Source organism: Microbacterium sp. 3J1 (genome assembly GCF_001049495.1).
Taxonomy (GTDB): domain Bacteria; phylum Actinomycetota; class Actinomycetes; order Actinomycetales; family Microbacteriaceae; genus Microbacterium.
The window spans coordinates 196,537-214,861 of the sequence record NZ_CDWI01000007.1; the positions used below are offsets into that span (position 1 = coordinate 196,537).

Below are 18,325 nucleotides of genomic sequence, written 5' to 3' on the forward strand. Positions count from 1 at the left end.
GTTCGACAGGCTCAGCGACCCGTCTCTGGGGTCGCTGAGCCTGTCGCGTGTCAGTCGTCGAGCAGCTCGGCTTCGATGACCTCGTCGTCGCCATCGGGCTCGTCCGTCGCCTCCGGGGAGGTCGACGTGAGCACGAGGCCCGTACCGTCGGCCGCCACGTCCACGCGCACCGTGTCGCCGTCGCGCACACCGCCCGAGAGCAGAGCCGTCGCCAGCTTGTTCTGCACCTCGGTCTGGATGAGGCGGCGAAGCGGCCGTGCACCGAACATCGGGTCGTAGCCGCGCTCGGCGAGCCACGACCGGGCATCCGGGGTGACCGCCAGCGTGAGCCGACGATCGCGCAGCCGGTCATGCAGCTGGTCGACCGACAGCTCGACGATCTGTGCGAGGTCGTCTTCGCTCAGCGCCGAGAACATGACGATGTCGTCCAGGCGGTTGAGGAACTCCGGACGGAACGCCTGCCGCACGAGACCCATGACCTGCTCGCGCTTCACCTCGACCGACAGCGTCGGGTCGATGAGGATCGGCGAGCCGAGGTTCGAGGTGAGGATCAGGATGACGTTCGAGAAGTCGACCGTGCGCCCCTGGCCGTCGGTCAGGCGACCGTCGTCGAGCACCTGCAGCAGCACGTCGAACACCTCGGGGTGCGCCTTCTCGACCTCGTCGAGGAGGACGACGCTGTACGGGCGTCGCCGCACGGCCTCGGTGAGCTGACCGCCCTGTTCGTAGCCGACGTACCCGGGAGGGGCGCCGACGAGCCGGGAGACGGAGTGCTTCTCGCCGTACTCCGACATGTCGATGCGCACCATGGCGCGCTCGTCGTCGAAGAGGAAGTCCGCCAGAGCCTTCGCGAGCTCGGTCTTTCCGACGCCGGTCGGGCCGAGGAAGAGGAACGACCCGGTCGGACGTCCGGGGTCGCTGATGCCGGCACGCGAGCGCCGGACCGCGTCGGACACCGCCTTGACGGCATCCTTCTGCCCGATCAGGCGACGCCCGAGCTCGGACTCGAGGTGCAGCAGCCGCTCGCTCTCGCCCTGCAGCAGACGACCGACGGGGATGCCGGTCCACGCGGCGATCACGGCGGCGATGTCCTCTTCGGTGACCTGCTCGTTGACCATGCGTCCTTCGGTCGAGACGGCGGCCTCGGCCTGCTCGGCCTCGGCGATCTCGCGCTCCAGGCGCTTGATGGTCTCGTACTCGAGCTTCGACGCCTTCGTGTAGTCGGCGTTGCGCATCGCGAGGTCGCGCTGCGTGACGGCGTCGTCGAGCCGCTTCTTCAGATCGCCGACGCGGTTCAGGCCCTGACGCTCGCGCGCCCACCGGGCCTCGAGGTCGGCGAGCTGCGCCTCCATGCCGACGAGCTGCTCGCGCAGCGCCGCCAGGCGCTCCTTCGACGCGGCGTCCTTCTCGCGCTTGAGGGCGAGCTCCTCGAGCTTCATCCGGTCGACCTGGCGCTTGAGCTGGTCGATCTCGACCGGCGACGAGTCGATCTCCATCTTGAGCCGCGACATGGACTCATCGATCAGGTCGATCGCCTTGTCCGGAAGCTGACGCGCGGGCAGGTAGCGGTTCGACAGCGCGGCGGCCGCGACCAGGGCGCTGTCCGAGATCGTGACTCCGTGATGCGCCTCGTATCGACCCTTGAGTCCGCGGAGGATCGCGATCGTGTCCTCGACGGTCGGCTCGCCCACGTACACCTGCTGGAAGCGGCGCTCCAGCGCGGCATCCTTCTCGATGAACTCGCGGTACTCGTTGAGAGTCGTCGCGCCGATCAGCCGCAGCTCGCCGCGGGCGAGCATGGGCTTCAGCATGTTCGACGCGGCGACGGATCCCTCGCCGCCACCTGCGCCCATGAGCACATGCAGCTCGTCGATGAAGGTGATGACGCGTCCGTCGGACTCGGTGATCTCCTTGAGCACGCTCTTCAGACGTTCCTCGAACTGGCCTCGGTACATGGCACCGGCGACGAGGGCTGAGATGTCGAGCGACACCAGCTCCTTGTCCTTGAGCGACTCGGCGACATCGCCCGCGACGATGCGCTGCGCGAGGCCTTCGACGACCGCGGTCTTGCCGACGCCGGGCTCGCCGATCAGCACCGGGTTGTTCTTGGTGCGACGGGTGAGGACCTGGCTGACGCGGCGGATCTCGCTGTCGCGGCCGATCACGGGGTCGAGCTTGCCCTGGCGGGCGCGGTCGGTGAGATTGATCCCGAACTGCTCGAGGGCGGACTGCTGGTCGTCGTTCTGCGGCGTGCTCTGTGGGCCTGGCATCTGTTCCTCCTGAGGAGACTCCTTCTGGTCGCGGTGTGGTCCATCCGCAAAGTTGAGTGTTCTTGACTCAAGTTTAGCGCATCGCGCGCACTGCGTCGAGGATCGCTCTCGCCACCTCGCGCTTCGAGCCTGCGGCAGATGCGACGATCGCGCCACCCTCTCCGACGATCTCGACCGCGTTGTCGCGCTTCTCGAACCCGTGGTCCGCGTCGGCGAGGTTCACGGCGAGCAGGTCGACGCCCTTGCGCTCACGCTTGCGCCGCGCACGCTCCCGCCGCTCCTCGGCGTCCGGCAGCGTCTCAGCCGCGAACGCGACGATCACCTGCTCGGTCGGGCCTCCGCCGGCAGTGCGCGCCGCGGCGAGCGCGGCCACCACATCCTCGTTCTCCACGAGCTCGATGCTCGTGAGCGGGCCCTGCTCCTTGGTGAGTTTCTGATCCGAGGCGGAGGCGGGGCGGTAGTCGGCCACGGCGGCGGCCATGATCACGATGTCTGCCGCGCGGGATGCCGCCTTCATCGCATCCGCCAGCTGTGCCGCCGTCTCGACGCCGACGACCTCGACCGACGGATGCCGCGCCTCGGCGAGCACGTCACCGGCGACGTTCGCCGCGACCACAGTCACCGATGCTCCCCGCGACGCGGCCTCTGCCGCGAGCGCGACCCCCTGCCGGCCGCTGGAGCGGTTGCCGAGGAAGCGCACCGGGTCGATCGGCTCCCTGGTCCCTCCGGCGGAGACGACCACGCGCAGTCCGTCCAGGTCGCGCGGCGCGAGGAGCGCGACCGCGGCGGCGAAGATGTCCTCCGGCTCGACCATGCGACCGGGGCCGCTGTCTCCGCCCGCGAGCTCGCCGTCGGCCGGGCCGACCAGGTGCACACCCCGGCTCGTGAGGGTCTGGATGTTCGCCTGCGTGGCGGCGTTGCGCCACATCTCGGCGTGCATGGCGGGCGCGAGCAGCACCGGCGCCTCGGTCGCCAGCAGCGTCGTGCCGAGAAGGTCGTCGGCGATGCCGGCGGTGATCTTGGCGATCGAGTTCGCCGTCGCCGGTGCGACGATCACGAGGTCGGCGTTCTGTCCCAGCGCGACGTGCCGGACCTTCGCGACATCGTCGTGGACGCTCGTCGTCACCGGATGCCGGCTGAGGGCCTCCCAGGTCGGTGTGCCCACGAACCGCAGCGCGTCCTCCGTCGGAACCACCGTCACCTCGTGTCCTGCCTTGGTCAGCAGCCGCACCAGGTGCACTGTCTTGTATGCGGCGATGCCACCCGTAACTCCGACGACGATGTTCACGGTTCGATTCTGCCGCAGCATCCGCCTCCGCGGGCCGGAGCCCGTGCGCGGCCCGCGACCTAGACTGGCCTGCGTGTGCACCGTGGTGATCGATGTGGCGGATGCCGGGCCCGCGCGGCTGCTCGCGGTGCGCGATGAGGATCCGCAGCGCGACTGGGACGCCCTCGGCGAATGGTGGCCGGAGGCCTACCCCGGCGTCTCGGGAATCCGCGACCGCCGGGCCGGCGGGGCATGGATGGCCATGAACCCCGCGTCGGGACGCCTGGCGGTGCTGCTCAATCGTGCGGATGTGACCGATCTCCCCGAGGAGCGTGCGCAGTCGCGCGGCTCTCTGGCGCTGGAGTCCGTCATGGGCCGATCGCCCTCGGGGGTGCTGCCGATGCACGGCTTCAATCTGCTCGAGGTCGGCCCGGAGGAGACGAGGGTGATCTCGTGGGACGGCGCGGAGCTCCGGACCTCGGCCGTGCCGCCGGGCACGCACATGATCGCGCACGACGATCTCGACGATGAGGTCACTCCGCGCATCCGCACGTGGCTTCCGCGCTTCCGGGCACTGGGTCCGACCGCGGCCAGCGCGGACTGGGCCGAGGAGTGGACGGCGCTTCTCGCCGAGTCGGCGGCACTCGCCCCCGAGGACGATCGCGCCATCATCCGCGACAACCGCCCGCACGGGTATCCGACGCAGTCCCTGCTCTACGCCGTCGCCTCCGTCTCACCCGACGGCGTGGTCGTGCGCGATCACGCTCTGCCGAGTCCCGCGCACTGGGATCACTGACGACCCCGGACTGCGCTTCCGGTCAGGCCGACTCGGTCAGGCTGCCGACTCCGTGTCGTCGGCGCACGAGAACCGCGAGCGGTACGCGGTCGGCGTCGTGCCGAGCACGCGTGAGAAGTTCTGTCGCAGCACCGCCGCCGACCCGAACCCGCACTCGTCGGCGATCTGCTCGAGCGACAGCTCGGTGCGCTCCAGCATCCGCTGCGCATGCAGCACCCGCTGCCTGGCGAGCCAGGCGGCCGGCGTCGCCCCGTACTCGGCCTTGAAGCGGCGTGCGAAGGTGCGTGGCGACATCAGCGCGCGGGCGGCGAGCTGGTCGACGCCCAGGTCGTCGCGAAGGTGCTCGACCGCCCAGTCCGCGACGGCGGCGAGGGAGTCGCTCGCGACGACGGGGATCGGACGGTCGATGAACTGCGCCTGACCGCCGTCGCGCTGCGGAGGCACGACCATGCGCCGGGCGATGCGGTTGGTGAGCTCGGCGCCGAGTTCCTGGCGCAGCAGGTGCAGGCAGGCGTCGATCCCGGCCGCGGTGCCCGCGCTGGTGATGATGCGGTCGTCCTGCACGAACAGCACATCGGGGTCGATCTCGATCTGCGGGTACATCTCCGCCATCACATCGGAGTACATCCAGTGGGTGGTGGCGCGTCGCCCGTCGAGCACCCCGGCGGCACCGAGGATGAACGAGCCGCTGCAGATCGTGAGCACCCAGGCACCCCGGGCGACCGCGTCGCGCGCGGCCTCGATCAGCAGCGGATCGATCTGCGTCCAGTACTCGCGCGGCACCGGGCAGAAGATCACCAGGTCGGCCTCATAGGCGTAGGAGAGGTCGTGCTCGACGTTGATCGAGAACCCCAGCTTCGACTTCACGACGCCGGGGTGCGGGGCGATGACACGGAAGTCGAAGTTCGGAACACCGTCGTTCGACCTGTCGAGCCCGAACGCCTCGCAGGCGAGCCCGAATTCGAACGGGGCGAATCCGTCTTGGACGATGCAGGCGACCGTCTTCATCATGGCGACTCCCGGGGTTTGGCAGGATTCCTACGACAATAGTCAATTCTGCCACTCGTGGCAGAATCGACGGTGATCGTAGTGTTTCTGCCATGATACTCCTCATCTCACTTCTCGCACTAGCCATCTGGGCCGCGGTCGCCACCGTGGTCGAACTCCGTCGCGACGGCTACCGGCGTGTCCCCACCGACTGGACGCGCGTCAGGTCTCGCGACGCCTTCGACCGCGCCGGGGCCGGGCACACCTACCGCTGACGGCGCAACAGTCCTCTCCCGTCGGCCGGGTGACGGCGCTACGCTCGGAGTCATGAGCGAGCCGCAGCAGCCCCCCGCGCAGCCGTACCAGGGGCAGCCGTACCCCGGTCAGCCGCAGCCCGGCCCGCCGCAGCCCGGCCCGCCCCTGGTGGCGCTCGCGATCAGCCTGGTCGTGACACTCGCGTTCCCGTTCATCATCCGGTCGCTCTACGAGACCGTGGCGATCGGTGCGGTCGGGGCCGTGGGCAACGGCCTCGTGCTCGTCGTGGCGGTCGTGGCCCTGATCCTCGGACTCCTGGCCGTCCGGCGTCCCGGGCAGCAGATCCTCGCGGGCATCGCGATCGGGATCAGCGCCTCCGCGATCGCCGGCATCGTGCTGTCCTGGCTGTCGAACCTCGCCTTCGCACTGATCTACTCCTGACCGAAGGGCCACCATGAGCGACACCCCGCAGCCCGCACCCGGCCAGCCCTACGCGCAGCCGGGTCAGCCCTACACGCAGCCGGGTCAGCCCTACGGCGCCCAGCCCGGTCAGCCCTACGGCGCCCAGCCCGGCCACCCCTACGGCGCCCAGCCCGGCCAGCCCGGTCAGCCCTACGGCGCCCAGCCGGGCCAGCCCTACGGTGCCCAGCCCGGCACCTACGGCCCCGCGTCACCCGCACCCGTCAGCGCCGGCAATCCGGTCGGACGCACGGCCTTCCTCGTGACCGTGATCGCGGTGGGTGTCGGACTCGTCGGGCAGTTCCTCCTGCAGCTCCTCTATGCGAGCATCGGGTTCCAGGCACTCAGCGGCGTCTCGAGCATCCTCGAGTTCCTGGTCTTCGTCGGCGCGGCCGCCGGGCTCGTGCTGGGCATCGCCGCGCTGCGCAGGCCTGCGCCCCACCTGCTCGCGGCCATCGCGATCGGGATCGCCGGGAGCACGCTGGCGGGCACGCTGGTGTCGGTGCTGTCGAGCGCCGTGTACAACCTCGGGTTCTGACCCTCGCGGGCCGAGCCCCTCTCGTCACCGACGAGTCCGGGGCCCCTCGGCTCACCCGAGGACTCGGCCGTAGACCTCGATCATGGCGGCGGTCCGCGACGACTGCCGGAAGGCCTCGGAGACCTCCCGCATGGGCGCCGGCGCAGTACCGGCTGAGATGTCGGATGCCGCGCGCCGCAGCGTCTCGACGAGACCGGCCTTGCGCTGCTCCTCCGTGCCCGCGGCGCCCGGCACGGCCCAGAGACCGCCACCCAGCTCGGCAGCGATGTCGGGGTCGCTGATGACCGAGGGGGTGCCGAGGGTCGCGGCCTCGAAGGGCGTCATCCCCTGGGTCTCGAATCCGATGGACGTCTGCACGAGGGCATCCGCGGCGGCGATCCTCGCCAGCGTCTGCGGATAGGTGAGTCGCCCGGCGAACCGGACGTTCCCGTGGCCGGCGACGATCTTCTCGGCAGCGCCGCGCTGGGCGCCCCCGCCGATGATCTCGAGCTCTGCATCGACTCCCGATTCGACGAACGCCTCGAGGAAGGGCAGCAGCCGCTTCTCGGGGCTCATCCGCCCCAGCCAGACGAAGCGCGGTCGCCCCGGGGTGCGCACCGCCGGCGCGTCGGCGAGGGTCGCGTCGCGGACGTCGTCGTCGATGCCGTTCCACACCACATCGACGGGGCTGAACACGGCGTGCTCCTCCAGCCGCCGGGCGAAGTGGGTGGAGGGCGCGGTCACCGCGGACGCCCCCGCGGCGAGTCCTCGAAGGAAGGCCCATCCGTCGTGCCCGGGCACCGCGGATCCGATTCCTCGCAGGGCTCGGCGCCGCCAGGCGTTCAGGACGGCGAGCGCGGGACGATGCAGCGGCGTCACGGCCGCGATGCCCACGTCGACGCGGTTGTGCATCGTGTGGACCACCGGGATCCCGTGGCGCGCCGCATAGCGATGCCCGATGAAGGCCCCCCAGAAGTCGGCCTGCACGTGCACGAGGTCGACCGGTGGACGTCGGGTCAGGGCACGGTCGACGAACCGGTCGGTGCGGCGACCCGGCCAGCTCATCGCGTACTCGCGGTCGACGGTGATCGGCACGGACGGCAGGTCCACGTCGCCGAGGGCGGGGGCGACGGCGCGGGGTCCGTGCATCTTCGGCGCGACGACGGTCACGGTGTGCCCGGCGCGCTCGAGGTACTCCCGCTGCAGCCGCATCGACACCTGCGCGCCGCCCAGGGACTCGAGGTGCTGATCGCCGAAGAAGACGATGTGCATGACGGTGGCGCCGCGCCTATGCCGGAAGCGGCTCGTCGCGGTACAGCGCTTCGAACGTGTCGAGGGTCCGGTTGATGTCGTGGATGAGCACGCCGTCGAGCGATGCCTGCTGCATCCGCTCGAATTCGGCGGTGTCGGCCGTCAGTACGTCCGTCAGCCGTGCCGCGAGCGCGTCGGCGTTGCCCGGCTCGAAGAGGTAGCCGTTCTGCCCGTCGTGCACGAGGTGCGGCAGCGCGACGGCATCCGCGGCCACGATCGGGAGGGCCGAGGCCATGGCCTCCATGGTCGCGATCGACTGCAGTTCGGCGATCGACGCGATCGTGAAGACCGAGGCGCGCGACAGCAGAGCACGGAGCTCCTCGTCGGTGGTGCGCCCGTGGAACGCGACGCGGTCGGCGATGCCCAGCTGCGTCGCGAGGTTCTCGAGCTGCTTGCGCTGGTCGCCCCCGCCGACGATGTCGAAGGTCACGTCGAGCGCCGGGTCGAGCTTCGTGATCGCCTGAAGGATGACCTCCACCTGCTTCTCGGCGGTGAGGCGGCCGACGAAGACGATGCGGTTCTTCTCCCGTGGGCCGATGACCGGCCGGTACTGCGTGCGATCGATGCCGCAGCTGACCGGGATCACGTTGCGGACCTCGACGGTGCGCTCGAGGAAGTCGGCCGCGCGTCGGGTCGGAGTCGTGATCGCCCGCGTCAGCGCGAAGGTGCGCTTGGCGTCGGCCCAGGCGAAGCGCAGCACCAGGTCGTCGATGAACTTCGGCATCGTCGTGTGATCGAGGATGTTCTCGGCCATGACGTGGTTGGTCGCGATCACCGGGATGCCGCGCTCGTGCGCGATGCGGGCGAGCCCCCGACCGATGACGATGTGGGACTGGATGTGCACGACATCGGGGCGGACCGCGTCGAGGACCTTGCGGGCGTAATGCTTGGAGCGCCACGGCCAGACGAACCGCAGCCAGTCGTGCGGGGCCCAGCGCACCGACGGCAGTCGGTGCAGAGTCATGGGCTCACCCTCGATCACCTCGGTGCGGGCGGCCGCGCGGCGGTATGCCTGGTTCGGCGCGACGACGTGCACGTCGTTGCCGCGCTGCACGAGGCCGGCGGCGAGTCGCTCGGCGAAGCGGGCGGCGCCGTTGATGTCGGGCGCGAACGTGTCGCAGCCGAGGAGGATGCGCAGCGGACGCTGCCCGGACTCAGTCGCAGACTCAGGGGCGTTCGTCGGATCGGAGGGAGAGGAGGACATTCTGCCTTACGGTGCGGCGGCCAGGGAGCCCGGTCTGGGCGCTGGCCACTCTACCCGAGGCCTCTGTTCGCACGGCCGAGGCGTACCGGCATCCGCATGGACCCGTCCTTCTCGCCTGTCCCGCAGGTTCTGCCCCTACCGTGGAGGCATGCGACTGACAGCCGACGCCGACCCGCAGCTGTGGATCCCCGTGACGGATTCGCTCGGATGGAGGGGGCGCCGTCATCGCAAGGCCGCGATCCGGATGCTGTTGGGGCAGGCGAACTCGGCGCTCGGCGCGACTGAGCGGCCGGGGTCGAAGTTCGGGGCGTGGGCGATGAGCCAGGCCGCTCCGCTGCTGATGCGGCGCGCGGCCGGGCGGGTGCTGGTCTGGACGTGGAAGGCGGATCCGGAACTCGTCGTCGCGATGGCGACCGTGCAGCTGCTGACGCCGGATGTGCGGATCGCTCGCGCATCGATGCCGATGGACTACGACGACACGACGACCTTCTCGAGCCGCTGGCTGGGGTCGGGCGAGAAGCTGGTGGTCGCGATGCCCCCGTCGCCGGCGACTCCGCCGTTCCAGACGTACACCTGGGACACCGGCACACACCTCGTCACCCTCACAGCGGTCTGCAGCGACCGCGAGCGTTTCGGCACGCTCGACGGGGCGCTCGATGAGCTGGCGCGCAGCATCCGCATCGCCGACGAGCTCACCGGAGGCGAATCGCCCGAGGTGCTGCGGCTCGGGCCGGCGTGATCGCCCCGGCCTGATCGACCCGGCCGCCTAGGCCTCCTTCGGCGGCTCCCACAGTTCGATCGCGAGCCCTTCGGGGTCGTGGATGCGCGCGAATGTGCCGTACTCGTCGGTGTTCCACTCGTCGCGCCGTTCCACCGGGATGCCCGCCGCTGTCAACCGCGCCGCCAGCTCCTCGACGTCGGCGACCCTGAGATTGAGCATGAACTGCTGGTCCGCCGCGAAGTAGTCGCTGTCTGCGGCGAACGGTGCGAAGACCGTCATGCCCGCTTCCTGTCGCCACAGCCCGTCATGCCCGGCACCGATGCCGAGATGCTCCCGGTACCAGGCCGCGCGCGCCTCCGGATCCTTGCTGCGGAAGAAGATGCCGCCGATGCCTGTGACGTCTGTGCCCATGTGTCTGTTGTACTCCTGTCGTGCGCGCCTGTAAGGCTGATGCGGCCTCCTAGCCGGGTCGAAGCGCTCCGGTCGGCGGCCGCGCCGCGAAGGCTATGCCTGGGTGTGCGCCATCGTTGCTCAGGGTCCCACCACCGGGGTCCGCGCACCTGTGGGCGGCCGTCGTTCATCCGGATCTCCCACCCCGAGGTTCCGAGGGATCGGTGATGCCACCAGCACAACGGCACACCGTTGTCCGTATGGGTCGGTCCACCCCTCGCATGCTCGGTCACGTGGTGGATCTCACACCACGATGCCGGCACATGACACCCCGGAATCAGACATTCCTCATCGCGGGCGATGATCGCCCGACGCTGGTGGACGGTGAACACCCGGTCAGTGGTGGTGATCGCGATGATCCGGCCCTCGTCGAAGAGGACACGTTGGATCGCTCCGGTGCACGCGATCTGCGTGGCGACCGACACCGGCACGTGTGCTCCGGATCCGGGGATCGTTGCCCAGCCGGAGGTGTCGCTCCTCCGGACAGCCTCGCGAGACGTGTGGGTGGCGACGTCCTTCGCATCGACGTTGACGACGAGCACCGGCGACGAACCGCCGAGTGTGGGCATGTCCTTATGACGCGCGGCGATCCCGAGCACGGCAGCGAGCGCATCGTGGCGCTTCTGCGCCGCGGTGCGGTCATCGATCACGCACCGCGGATCGGAGTTGAACGGGTCATCGCCGCGCGCATCGTCGCCGCTCGGCGCGAAGCGCACCCCGGGCACGGCAGGTCTGTCGGCTTTGGGGTTGAGGAGCGCGTCCATGATCAGTTGCAATTGCGCCGCGACCTCCGAGGTCAGATACCCGCGGATCGCGTGCACGCCATCCTTCAACCGGCCGATCGTGATCCCTCGGCGACGACGCGCGTCCTCATCCTTGGGTTCTTCTCCATCGGGGTCGAACATCGACGCCAGGTCTTCGGCGAGGCTCTTCAGATCCTGCGCGGTCGGCGACGGACCGGACCCCTCCTCGCCGCCTTCCAGGTCGCTCCGGTCGTCGAGAACCAGACCGTGCCCGCGCGCGGCACCCGCCAACGCGACGTCGGCGGCCAACCGCTGATCGACACTGATCCGCTCCCACACCTTCTCGATCGGAGTCGTCGCCGCCAAGAATCCCGAGACTCCGACCGCCCCGTCCAACAGGGCCAGCCGCATCTCATGCCACCGCGCCGGGAGCCTCTCCCCTGCCAGGCTCACCGGACGCCGGACCCGATCGACGACCCGGTCGACCAGAGTCGCAGCCCGCGCCTCCACCGATAACGTCCGCTGCAACAGCTCGTTCATTCCGCGGCAGCCGGCCGCGTGCGGGAAGTCGCCGATGTCGGCGGTCGCGATCGTCTCGACGACGACCGCCTCAACCCGCCGAAACGCCGCCCCCGCCGTCTTCAGCACAGTGATGCGATCCGCATCCGACAACGAAGCAAGGGCATCATCGGACAGCACCGCATCGAGGTCGGCGACGACCCGATCCAGGAGTTCGGCAGTGCTGTTCATACACGCAAGTCAACCCGGGAGCACCGACATTCAGGACCTGGAACCGCCCCGATGAACCCCCGGTCAGATGAGGTATTCCGATCTTCCGATATGGAGCGGCGAGCCAGCAGAATCCGAACTCGGCAAACTAGTGAAGTAAGGTAACAATGTAGTACGATCTCGAATATGGAACGCCTGTTCGTGGACCGACTGCTGCAGATCGCCGATCTCTTCCAGAGAGACATGGTGCGCGCTTTCGCCGGCACCGGCCTCACGACAGCGCGCGTGCACCTGCTGTGGGCGCTCCAGCATGCCGGACCGTCCACCCAGCAGGCGCTCGCTCAACTCTGCGACGTCACCCCTCGCAACATCACCGGGCTCGTCGATGCCCTCGAGAAGTCGGGGCATGTTCGCCGCACTCCGCACCCCACCGACCGACGCGCCGTCCTGGTCGAGCTGACCGACGCCGCCACCGAGACGATGACGCGGATGCAGGAGGAGCACGAGCATCTCAACGCGACGCTGCTGAACGCGATCGCTCCGAGAGACCGGGCCGCCGTCGAGCGCGGTGTGTCCGCCGTGGCCGCACATCTCGAGACCCTCGTCGCCGCAGCGGCCGCCGAGTCCGAGGACACACCATGACCGAGAAGATGCAGATGACCGCTCCGAGCCCGACCCCGATCGCGCGCATCCTCAACTTCCTCCATCGCGCATGGGTCGCCGAGCTCCGCGTCTACTCGAGCATCGCGCGTGCGATCGCCCGCCGCCCCGCAGTTCCGAAGGGCGGCACGGGGATCGGCTATCACCGTCCCGTGCTCACAGTGCTGTTCATCTTCATCGGCCTCTCGGCGGTGGAGATCCCGATCCTCGACCTGATCGTGCATCCGTGGCCCGCCGTGCGCATCACTCTGCTGGTGCTCGGAATCTGGGGCGTCACCTGGATGGTCGGCCTGCTGTGCGCGATGCTCATGCGCCCGCACACCGTCGCGCCCGACGGCATCCGCGTGCGCAGCGGACTCGAACTCGACGTCCCTGTCGGCTGGGCCGACATCGCCTCGGTCGCGATCAGCCGTCGCGTCGATGAGCCGAAGCAGCCGCGTGTCACCGGGTCCGAGTACGCCGAGCGGATGCAGGACGAGACGAACATCGAGATCGAACTCGAACGCCCGGTCGCGATTCGGCTCCCGGGTCTCGCGCCGAAGGGCGGGACGCATCGGGTCGACCGCATCCGACTGTGGGCCGACGACCCGCGCGCCTTCCTCGACGCCGCACGCCCGTTCCTGATCGCGGCCTGATCAGTCCAGGCCGCGCTCGGCGAGCCACTGCTTCGCGACGAGCACGGGCGCCCGCGCCAGCCACGCGTCGGCGATGATCTCGGCCAGCCGGTCGCGTTCGATCGCGTCGAGCTGCACGAGCAGCCCGGGGTATCCGTCGAAGTGCGGCACCGAGAACAGCCCGTCCGCCCCGGTGGCGAGCAGCGCGGCCTTCTCTTCGAGGCTCTCCACCCGCACGCCGAGCACCGGGCCGTCGGGCCACGGGACTCCGAGGTCGGCGAGCTGCCGCAGGTCGACCTTGCTGGGCCCGCGCACCCACGCGATCTGGCCGCTCGGCAGCCGCGAGGACGGCTCGCCGGTGTGTCCGCCGACGCGCTCGGTCACACCGGGCAGAGCGAGGGCGATCTCACGGACGTCATCGACAGTCGCCATCCGCCCATCGTCCTCCCGCGGGGCATCCGCCACAACGGCACCCTCGGGATGCCGTCAGCGCGAGTCGCGCTTCGCCTGTCTGCGAGCGCCCTGCGCACGAGTGGACGCGTCCCGCTTCACGCCGCCGGTCGTCTGCTGATGCTCTCGCATGCGGCCGGTCGACATGCCTTCGTCGAGCGGTGCGTCAGAGGCGGGACCACTCCACTTGCCCTCGCGGGCTCGCGCCAGCCGCTCGTCCTTGAGCGCCTCCGCCGCCTCGTGCGCCACTCGAGCGAGCTCGGCGCTGATCAGCGAGAGCGCCTCCTCGAACACGTACGCGCGCCCTCTGGCCTTGTCCGAGCCTGCGGCCGCGGCTCCTCGTCCGCCCGCCTGCTCGACCCGCTCTGCCGCGCCGCGCCGATAGTTCGTCGTGTGCTTGTTGCGTGCCCGCCTGATCCGCTTGTGCAGCGCCAGCAGGCCGTCTTCATCGAGCTCTGCCAGCCGCTCCGATTCGAGCTCTCGGATGAGGTCTCGCTCCTTGTCCTTCAGAACCCACAGGTACTGATCCATCCCGTGCTCCTTCGCTCGAGGCTCGCCGTCGCCGGTCGTGCAACCGAGTATGCAGGCGGAGACGGCTCTCCGCCAGGGGTTCCGTTGCGCGCGGCGTCACGAGAACGACGCTCTCAGCGCACGATGCGCAGCGTCCGCACCTCGAACGGCCGCAGGCGCAGCTCGCCGCCCACCCGCGCGTCGTCGATCTCGTCCTCGATCAGCGACACCTCGCGGATCTCGCGGTGCTCGAACCCGGCCGCGACCGACCCGACAGTGCGACGTCCGAGCGCCTCGTAGACGCGCACGATGACGTCGCCCGACCCGTCGTCGGCGAGCTTGACGCCCGACACGACGATCCCCTCGCCGTCGACCGACACGAGCGGCTCGACCTCCCGTGCGCCATGGACGACGGTCGCGGGAGCGTTGAGGGCGATGCCCTCGGCGGTGGCGATGGCGGCATCCGCTCCGATCACGAGCCCCACCTCGATCTCGTGGTGACCGTGATCGGTGTCGGGGTCGGGGAACCGCGGAGCCCGCAGGAGCGAGAGCCGGACCGTGGTCGTGACGGCGTCATCCGACACCTCGCGAGCGGTGTCGTACCCGTAGATCGAGTCGTTCACGAGCGCGACGCCGAAGTCGGGCTCGCGCACGAGCACGAAGCGGTGCATGGAGGTCTCGAACTTCGCGGCCTCCCAGCTCGTGTTCGTGTGCGTCACCCGCGACTGGTATCCGAACTGCGTCTCGGCGTCGGTGTGCGTGGCCTGGATGTCGAGCGGGAACGCGAGCTTCAGCAGCTTCTCGGTCTCGTGCCAGTCGACGTCGTTGCGCAGCAGCACGGTGCGAGACCCCGGACGCAGCACGATCGTCTGCTCGATCGTCGACTGCGAGAACGAGCGGGAGACGGTGACGACGGCCGCGCCGTCGACGACGGATGCCGTGATCGCCGCGACGTCGGTGAGATCCTCGACGCTGTTGCGGTAGTAGCGGTCGATGTCCCACGCGTCCCACATGTTCGGGAAGTCCTGGTGCAGCTGGAACAGGTTGGCCGCACGCCCTTCGGCCACCGCGTCGCGACCGGTCCCCTTGTCGATCGCCGAGACGATGAGACCCTCGTCCGAGACGAGCACCGAGACGAGCTCGTTCTCGAGGCGCCAGCCCCCGTCTTCGCCGATGAGGGCGACGGACGACACCGCAGGCTCTTCGACGAGACCGGCACCCAATGCGCGTCCTTCGCCGACCGAGCTCGGCACGAACCGCAGAGCGTGGTCGCCCTCTCCGGCGAGGGAGCGGCGTGCGGCATCCGAGATGGCCTCCGCCGCCGACAGCACGCCGGTCAGCACCTCGACGGCCTCGCGGTGCACCCATGAGATCGAGGTGCCGGGCAGGATGTCGTGGAACTCGTGCAGCAGCACGGTCTCCCACAGCCGATCGATCTCGGCCTTCGGATACTCGGCGCCGGTGCGCACGGCATCCGTCGCCGCCCAGAGCTCGGCCTCGATGAGCGCGTGCTCCGCCCACCGGTGCAGGGCCTTCGTCGCGTGCTGGCTGGTGAGGGTGCCGCGGTGCAGCTCGAGATAGAGCTCGCCGACCCAGACCGCCGGATTCGGGATCTCGGCGCGCGCGGCCTCGAAGAACACGTCCGGGTGCTCCCACACGACCTGCGCGCTGCCCTCGAGGTCGCCGAGCCGCCGGGCCTTGCCGGTCATCTCCCGCGTGGTGCCGCCGCCGCCGTCGCCCCAGCCGACCGGCGCGATCGACCGAGACGTCACCCGGCTCTCCTTGAACTGCCGAGACGCCTTGGCGACCTCCATGCCGCTGAGCTGCGAGTTGTAGGTGTCCATCGAGGGGAAGTGCGTGAACACCTGCGATCCGTCGATGCCCTCCCAGAGGAAGCTGTGGTGCGGGAACACGTTCTGCTGGTTCCACGAGATCTTCTGCGTGAAGAACCACTCGAAGCCGGCTCGACGCATGAGCTGCGGCAGCGCCGGCGAGTAGCCGAAGCTGTCGGGCAGCCAGACGCCCTTCGACCGGATGCCGAACTCGCGCTCGAAGAACCGCTGTCCGTACGAGAACTGCCGCACGAGCGACTCCCCCGTGGGCATCACGGTGTCGGATTCGACCCACATGCCGCCGAGCGGCAGGAACCGCCCCTCCGCGACCGCGGCCTTGACGCGCTCGTAGACCTCGGGACGGTGCTCCTTGAGCCACGCGTACTGCTGCGCGCTGGACATGCCGTAGAGGAAGTCCGGCTGCTCCTCGATCAGGGTCGTCATGGACGCCGAGGTGCGGGCCACCTTGCGGATCGTCTCGCGCACGGGCCACAGCCAGGCCGAGTCGATGTGCGCGTGGCCGACGGCGGAGATGCGGTGCGCGCTGGCCTCGGCCGGCGCGGCGAGCGCGGGAGCGAGCCGAGCACGGGCGTCCGGCGCGGTCTGCACGATGCGCTGCAGGTCGAGCACGTCGAGCGCATCGTCCATCGCCTGCAGGATGCGCATGCGCCGAGGTGAGGTCGCGGGCAGCTCGGCCTGAAGCTCGAACAGCACCTCGAGGTCGAGGGACAGCTCGAACACCTCCTGCTCGAAGACGGCGAGGTCGATGCGGCGGGTGCGATACAGCGGCTCGCGCGACGAGGTGCGGATGTCGCCCTCCTGCGTCGGCAGGAAGGGGTGGTAGTCGAGCAGCACGGGGTTGGCTGCCGCCTCGAGGTAGAGCTCGACCGGCTCGTCGCCGTGCGCCGCCTCGGTGATGGGCAGCCACTGGTTGCGCGGGTTGATGCTCTTGATCGGCGATCCGTCTGCCCGGTAGGCCAGCGCCTCGCACTGGAACCCCGGCATGTTGATGTCGAATCCGAGATCGATCACGGCCTCGACCCGGCGCCCCGCCCATTCCGCGGGGACTGCGCCCGTGATCCGGAACCAGGTGGTCGACCACGCGGGCCCCCACACACTCGGCACGGATGCCGGCGCGAAGTCGAGCGCCAGGCCGTCAGCGGGGCTGATCGGCTCGCCGGGGAGCTCGTTCACCTCGATGCCCAGGGGGACGGATGCGGAGTGGATGGCCGGGCGGATGCGCTCGTTCAGGACGCGCGTGACGCGGCCGACGGTGAGCGAGGTGTCGTCATGCATGGTCTGGTTCTCCGGGCTCGACGGTGAGGGGTTGTGCCTGACGCGCGCCCGAGGGGAGGACGGCGTGAACAATGCTATCGGATTTACTAAAGCGATCTAGCTGACGATCTCCAGGCGTGTTCTGCTGCTTCCGGGCGGCTAAATCGATCAAGTAGGGTGAAGCCCATGACTTCGGGGAAACGCGTCACCATCGCGGACATCGCGCGTATGGCCGGCGTCTCACCGGGAGCCGTCTCCTTCGCTCTCAACGGCCGCCCCGGCGTGAGCGAGGAGACCCGCCAGCGCATCCTCTCGATCGTGGAGGAGAACCACTGGCAGCCGAGCTCCGCGGCCCGCGCCCTCGTCGGCGCCCGCGCGAACACCGTCGGCTTCGCGCTCGCGCGCCCCGCACGCTCGCTCGGCTCGGAGGCCTTCTTCACCGACCTCATCGCCGGCATCGAGTCGCGCCTGTCCGAGAGCAAGGTCAGCCTGCAGCTGCGCCTGGTCGCCGACATCGGCGAGGAGATGGAGGTGCACCGGCAGTGGCGGTCGTCCACCCAGGTCGACGGCATCATCCTCATCGACCCGCGCGACGACGACCCCCGCAGCGATCGCATCGCGGCTCTCGACGCCCGCGCGGTGATGATCGGCTCGAAGCCGTCACCCGAGGGCGCCGTGCCCAGCGTCTGGATCGCCGACGACGAGGTGGCCGAGACGCTCTTCTCCTACCTCGCAGCCCTCGGGCACACGCGCATCGCCTACGTCGCCGGCCCGGCCGAGCTCGAGCACACCCGCCTGCGGGCCGAGGTGCTGCGCGGCATGGAGGCCGACGGGGTCTCCGGCGAGATCATCACCACCGACTTCTCCCCCGCGCGGGCGTCGGCTGTGACGCGGTCGCTCCTCTCGGCACGCCTTCGCCCGACCGCGATCGTCTACGACAACGACGTGATGGCCGTGGCGGGCCTGCGAGTCGCTCAGGAGATGGGACGCTCGGTTCCGCGCGACGTCTCGATCGCCTCCTTCGACGACTCCGTCATCGCAGGACTCATCAATCCGTCGATCACCGCGATGACCCGGGACACGTTCGAGCTGGGCGAGCAGGCGGCCACGCTGCTGCTGCAGCAGATCGTGGCCGGGGCGAACCTGCCCAGCGCCCAGGGTCCGACTCCGACTCTCACCGCCCGCGAGAGCACTGCTCCGCCGGCGGCCTCCTGACGACGCCCGAACCGTGCTCGGCACCGCCGTCAGTCGTGCGCCGCGCTGCCGTGCGTCGTG

At 69.8% G+C, this 18,325-nt stretch carries 18 protein-coding genes; 8 read left to right on the forward strand and 10 right to left on the reverse strand.

Annotated features, from left to right (window positions below; genetic code table 11):
- Positions 1 to 50 precede the first annotated feature (50 nt).
- Both BN2660_RS04395 and coaBC read right to left on the reverse strand, forming a co-directional pair.
- Positions 51 to 2,270 (reverse strand): ATP-dependent Clp protease ATP-binding subunit, encoded by a 2,220-nt coding sequence (locus BN2660_RS04395; RefSeq protein ID WP_091227772.1) that lies wholly within the window; start codon positions 2,268 to 2,270, stop codon positions 51 to 53.
- Between the two features lie 73 nt (positions 2,271 to 2,343).
- Complete coding sequence (coaBC, locus tag BN2660_RS04400) at positions 2,344 to 3,558, reverse strand: bifunctional phosphopantothenoylcysteine decarboxylase/phosphopantothenate--cysteine ligase CoaBC (RefSeq protein WP_091228065.1); 1,215 nt, start codon at positions 3,556 to 3,558, stop codon at positions 2,344 to 2,346.
- Between the two features lie 73 nt (positions 3,559 to 3,631).
- On the opposite strand from coaBC, the gene BN2660_RS04405 reads away from it, so the two are divergent.
- Positions 3,632 to 4,333, forward strand: a complete 702-nt coding sequence (locus BN2660_RS04405; RefSeq protein WP_091227775.1) for an NRDE family protein — start codon at positions 3,632 to 3,634, stop codon at positions 4,331 to 4,333.
- 36 nt (positions 4,334 to 4,369) lie between these two features.
- Here the strand turns inward: BN2660_RS04405 and BN2660_RS04410 are convergent, their stop codons facing one another.
- On the reverse strand, positions 4,370 to 5,341 hold the full coding sequence (locus tag BN2660_RS04410) for a GlxA family transcriptional regulator (protein WP_176697089.1): 972 nt from the start codon (positions 5,339 to 5,341) through the stop codon (positions 4,370 to 4,372).
- Positions 5,342 to 5,433: 92 nt separating this feature from the next.
- Between BN2660_RS04410 and BN2660_RS16560 the strand changes: the two genes are divergently transcribed.
- From BN2660_RS16560 to BN2660_RS16690, 3 genes are read left to right on the forward strand one after another with little or no spacing between them, the layout of a single operon-like run.
- A complete protein-coding gene (locus tag BN2660_RS16560) occupies positions 5,434 to 5,595 on the forward strand; it encodes a hypothetical protein (protein WP_176697081.1) in 162 nt (53 codons plus the stop codon).
- Positions 5,596 to 5,647: 52 nt separating this feature from the next.
- A complete protein-coding gene (locus BN2660_RS04415; RefSeq protein WP_091227779.1) occupies positions 5,648 to 6,016 on the forward strand; it encodes a hypothetical protein in 369 nt (122 codons plus the stop codon).
- Positions 6,017 to 6,029: 13 nt separating this feature from the next.
- Positions 6,030 to 6,572: a hypothetical protein gene (locus BN2660_RS16690; protein ID WP_218054097.1), complete on the forward strand. Its 543-nt coding sequence runs from the start codon at positions 6,030 to 6,032 to the stop codon at positions 6,570 to 6,572.
- A gap of 51 nt (positions 6,573 to 6,623) precedes the next feature.
- Here BN2660_RS16690 and BN2660_RS04425 read toward each other — a convergent pair whose 3' ends face one another.
- A complete protein-coding gene (locus BN2660_RS04425; protein WP_091227781.1) occupies positions 6,624 to 7,823 on the reverse strand; it encodes a glycosyltransferase in 1,200 nt (399 codons plus the stop codon).
- 16 nt (positions 7,824 to 7,839) lie between these two features.
- Positions 7,840 to 9,066 carry a glycosyltransferase gene (locus tag BN2660_RS04430; protein ID WP_091227783.1) on the reverse strand — a complete coding sequence of 409 codons (1,227 nt, stop codon included), beginning with the start codon at positions 9,064 to 9,066 and terminating at the stop codon, positions 7,840 to 7,842.
- 148 nt (positions 9,067 to 9,214) lie between these two features.
- On the opposite strand from BN2660_RS04430, the gene BN2660_RS04435 reads away from it, so the two are divergent.
- On the forward strand, positions 9,215 to 9,805 hold the full coding sequence (locus BN2660_RS04435; RefSeq protein ID WP_091227786.1) for a hypothetical protein: 591 nt from the start codon (positions 9,215 to 9,217) through the stop codon (positions 9,803 to 9,805).
- Positions 9,806 to 9,832: 27 nt separating this feature from the next.
- Here BN2660_RS04435 and BN2660_RS04440 read toward each other — a convergent pair whose 3' ends face one another.
- Positions 9,833 to 10,177, reverse strand: a complete 345-nt coding sequence (locus BN2660_RS04440) for a VOC family protein (protein WP_255305033.1) — start codon at positions 10,175 to 10,177, stop codon at positions 9,833 to 9,835.
- Complete coding sequence (locus tag BN2660_RS16750; protein ID WP_091227790.1) at positions 10,063 to 11,730, reverse strand: HNH endonuclease signature motif containing protein; 1,668 nt, start codon at positions 11,728 to 11,730, stop codon at positions 10,063 to 10,065. The genes BN2660_RS04440 and BN2660_RS16750 overlap by 115 nt, the downstream gene beginning before the upstream one ends.
- Positions 11,731 to 11,895: 165 nt before the next feature.
- Between BN2660_RS16750 and BN2660_RS04450 the strand changes: the two genes are divergently transcribed.
- Positions 11,896 to 12,351: a MarR family winged helix-turn-helix transcriptional regulator gene (locus BN2660_RS04450; protein ID WP_091227792.1), complete on the forward strand. Its 456-nt coding sequence runs from the start codon at positions 11,896 to 11,898 to the stop codon at positions 12,349 to 12,351.
- Positions 12,348 to 13,004 (forward strand): hypothetical protein, encoded by a 657-nt coding sequence (locus BN2660_RS04455; RefSeq protein WP_255305023.1) that lies wholly within the window; start codon positions 12,348 to 12,350, stop codon positions 13,002 to 13,004. Before BN2660_RS04450 ends, BN2660_RS04455 begins: the two co-directional genes overlap by 4 nt.
- Here the strand turns inward: BN2660_RS04455 and BN2660_RS04460 are convergent, their stop codons facing one another.
- The 3 genes from BN2660_RS04460 to BN2660_RS04470 form a co-directional block, all read right to left on the reverse strand.
- A complete protein-coding gene (locus BN2660_RS04460; protein WP_091227795.1) occupies positions 13,005 to 13,415 on the reverse strand; it encodes an MmcQ/YjbR family DNA-binding protein in 411 nt (136 codons plus the stop codon). It abuts the gene before it with no gap.
- Positions 13,416 to 13,469: 54 nt separating this feature from the next.
- Entirely contained in the window at positions 13,470 to 13,964 is a 495-nt protein-coding gene (locus BN2660_RS04465) for a hypothetical protein (protein ID WP_091227797.1), read from the reverse strand.
- 113 nt (positions 13,965 to 14,077) lie between these two features.
- On the reverse strand, positions 14,078 to 17,071 hold the full coding sequence (locus BN2660_RS04470) for an alpha-mannosidase (RefSeq protein ID WP_091227800.1): 2,994 nt from the start codon (positions 17,069 to 17,071) through the stop codon (positions 14,078 to 14,080).
- 165 nt (positions 17,072 to 17,236) lie between these two features.
- Here BN2660_RS04470 and BN2660_RS04475 point away from each other — a divergent pair, with 165 nt between their 5' ends.
- Positions 17,237 to 18,265 carry a LacI family DNA-binding transcriptional regulator gene (locus tag BN2660_RS04475; RefSeq protein ID WP_091227803.1) on the forward strand — a complete coding sequence of 343 codons (1,029 nt, stop codon included), beginning with the start codon at positions 17,237 to 17,239 and terminating at the stop codon, positions 18,263 to 18,265.
- Positions 18,266 to 18,325: the final 60 nt, after the last annotated feature.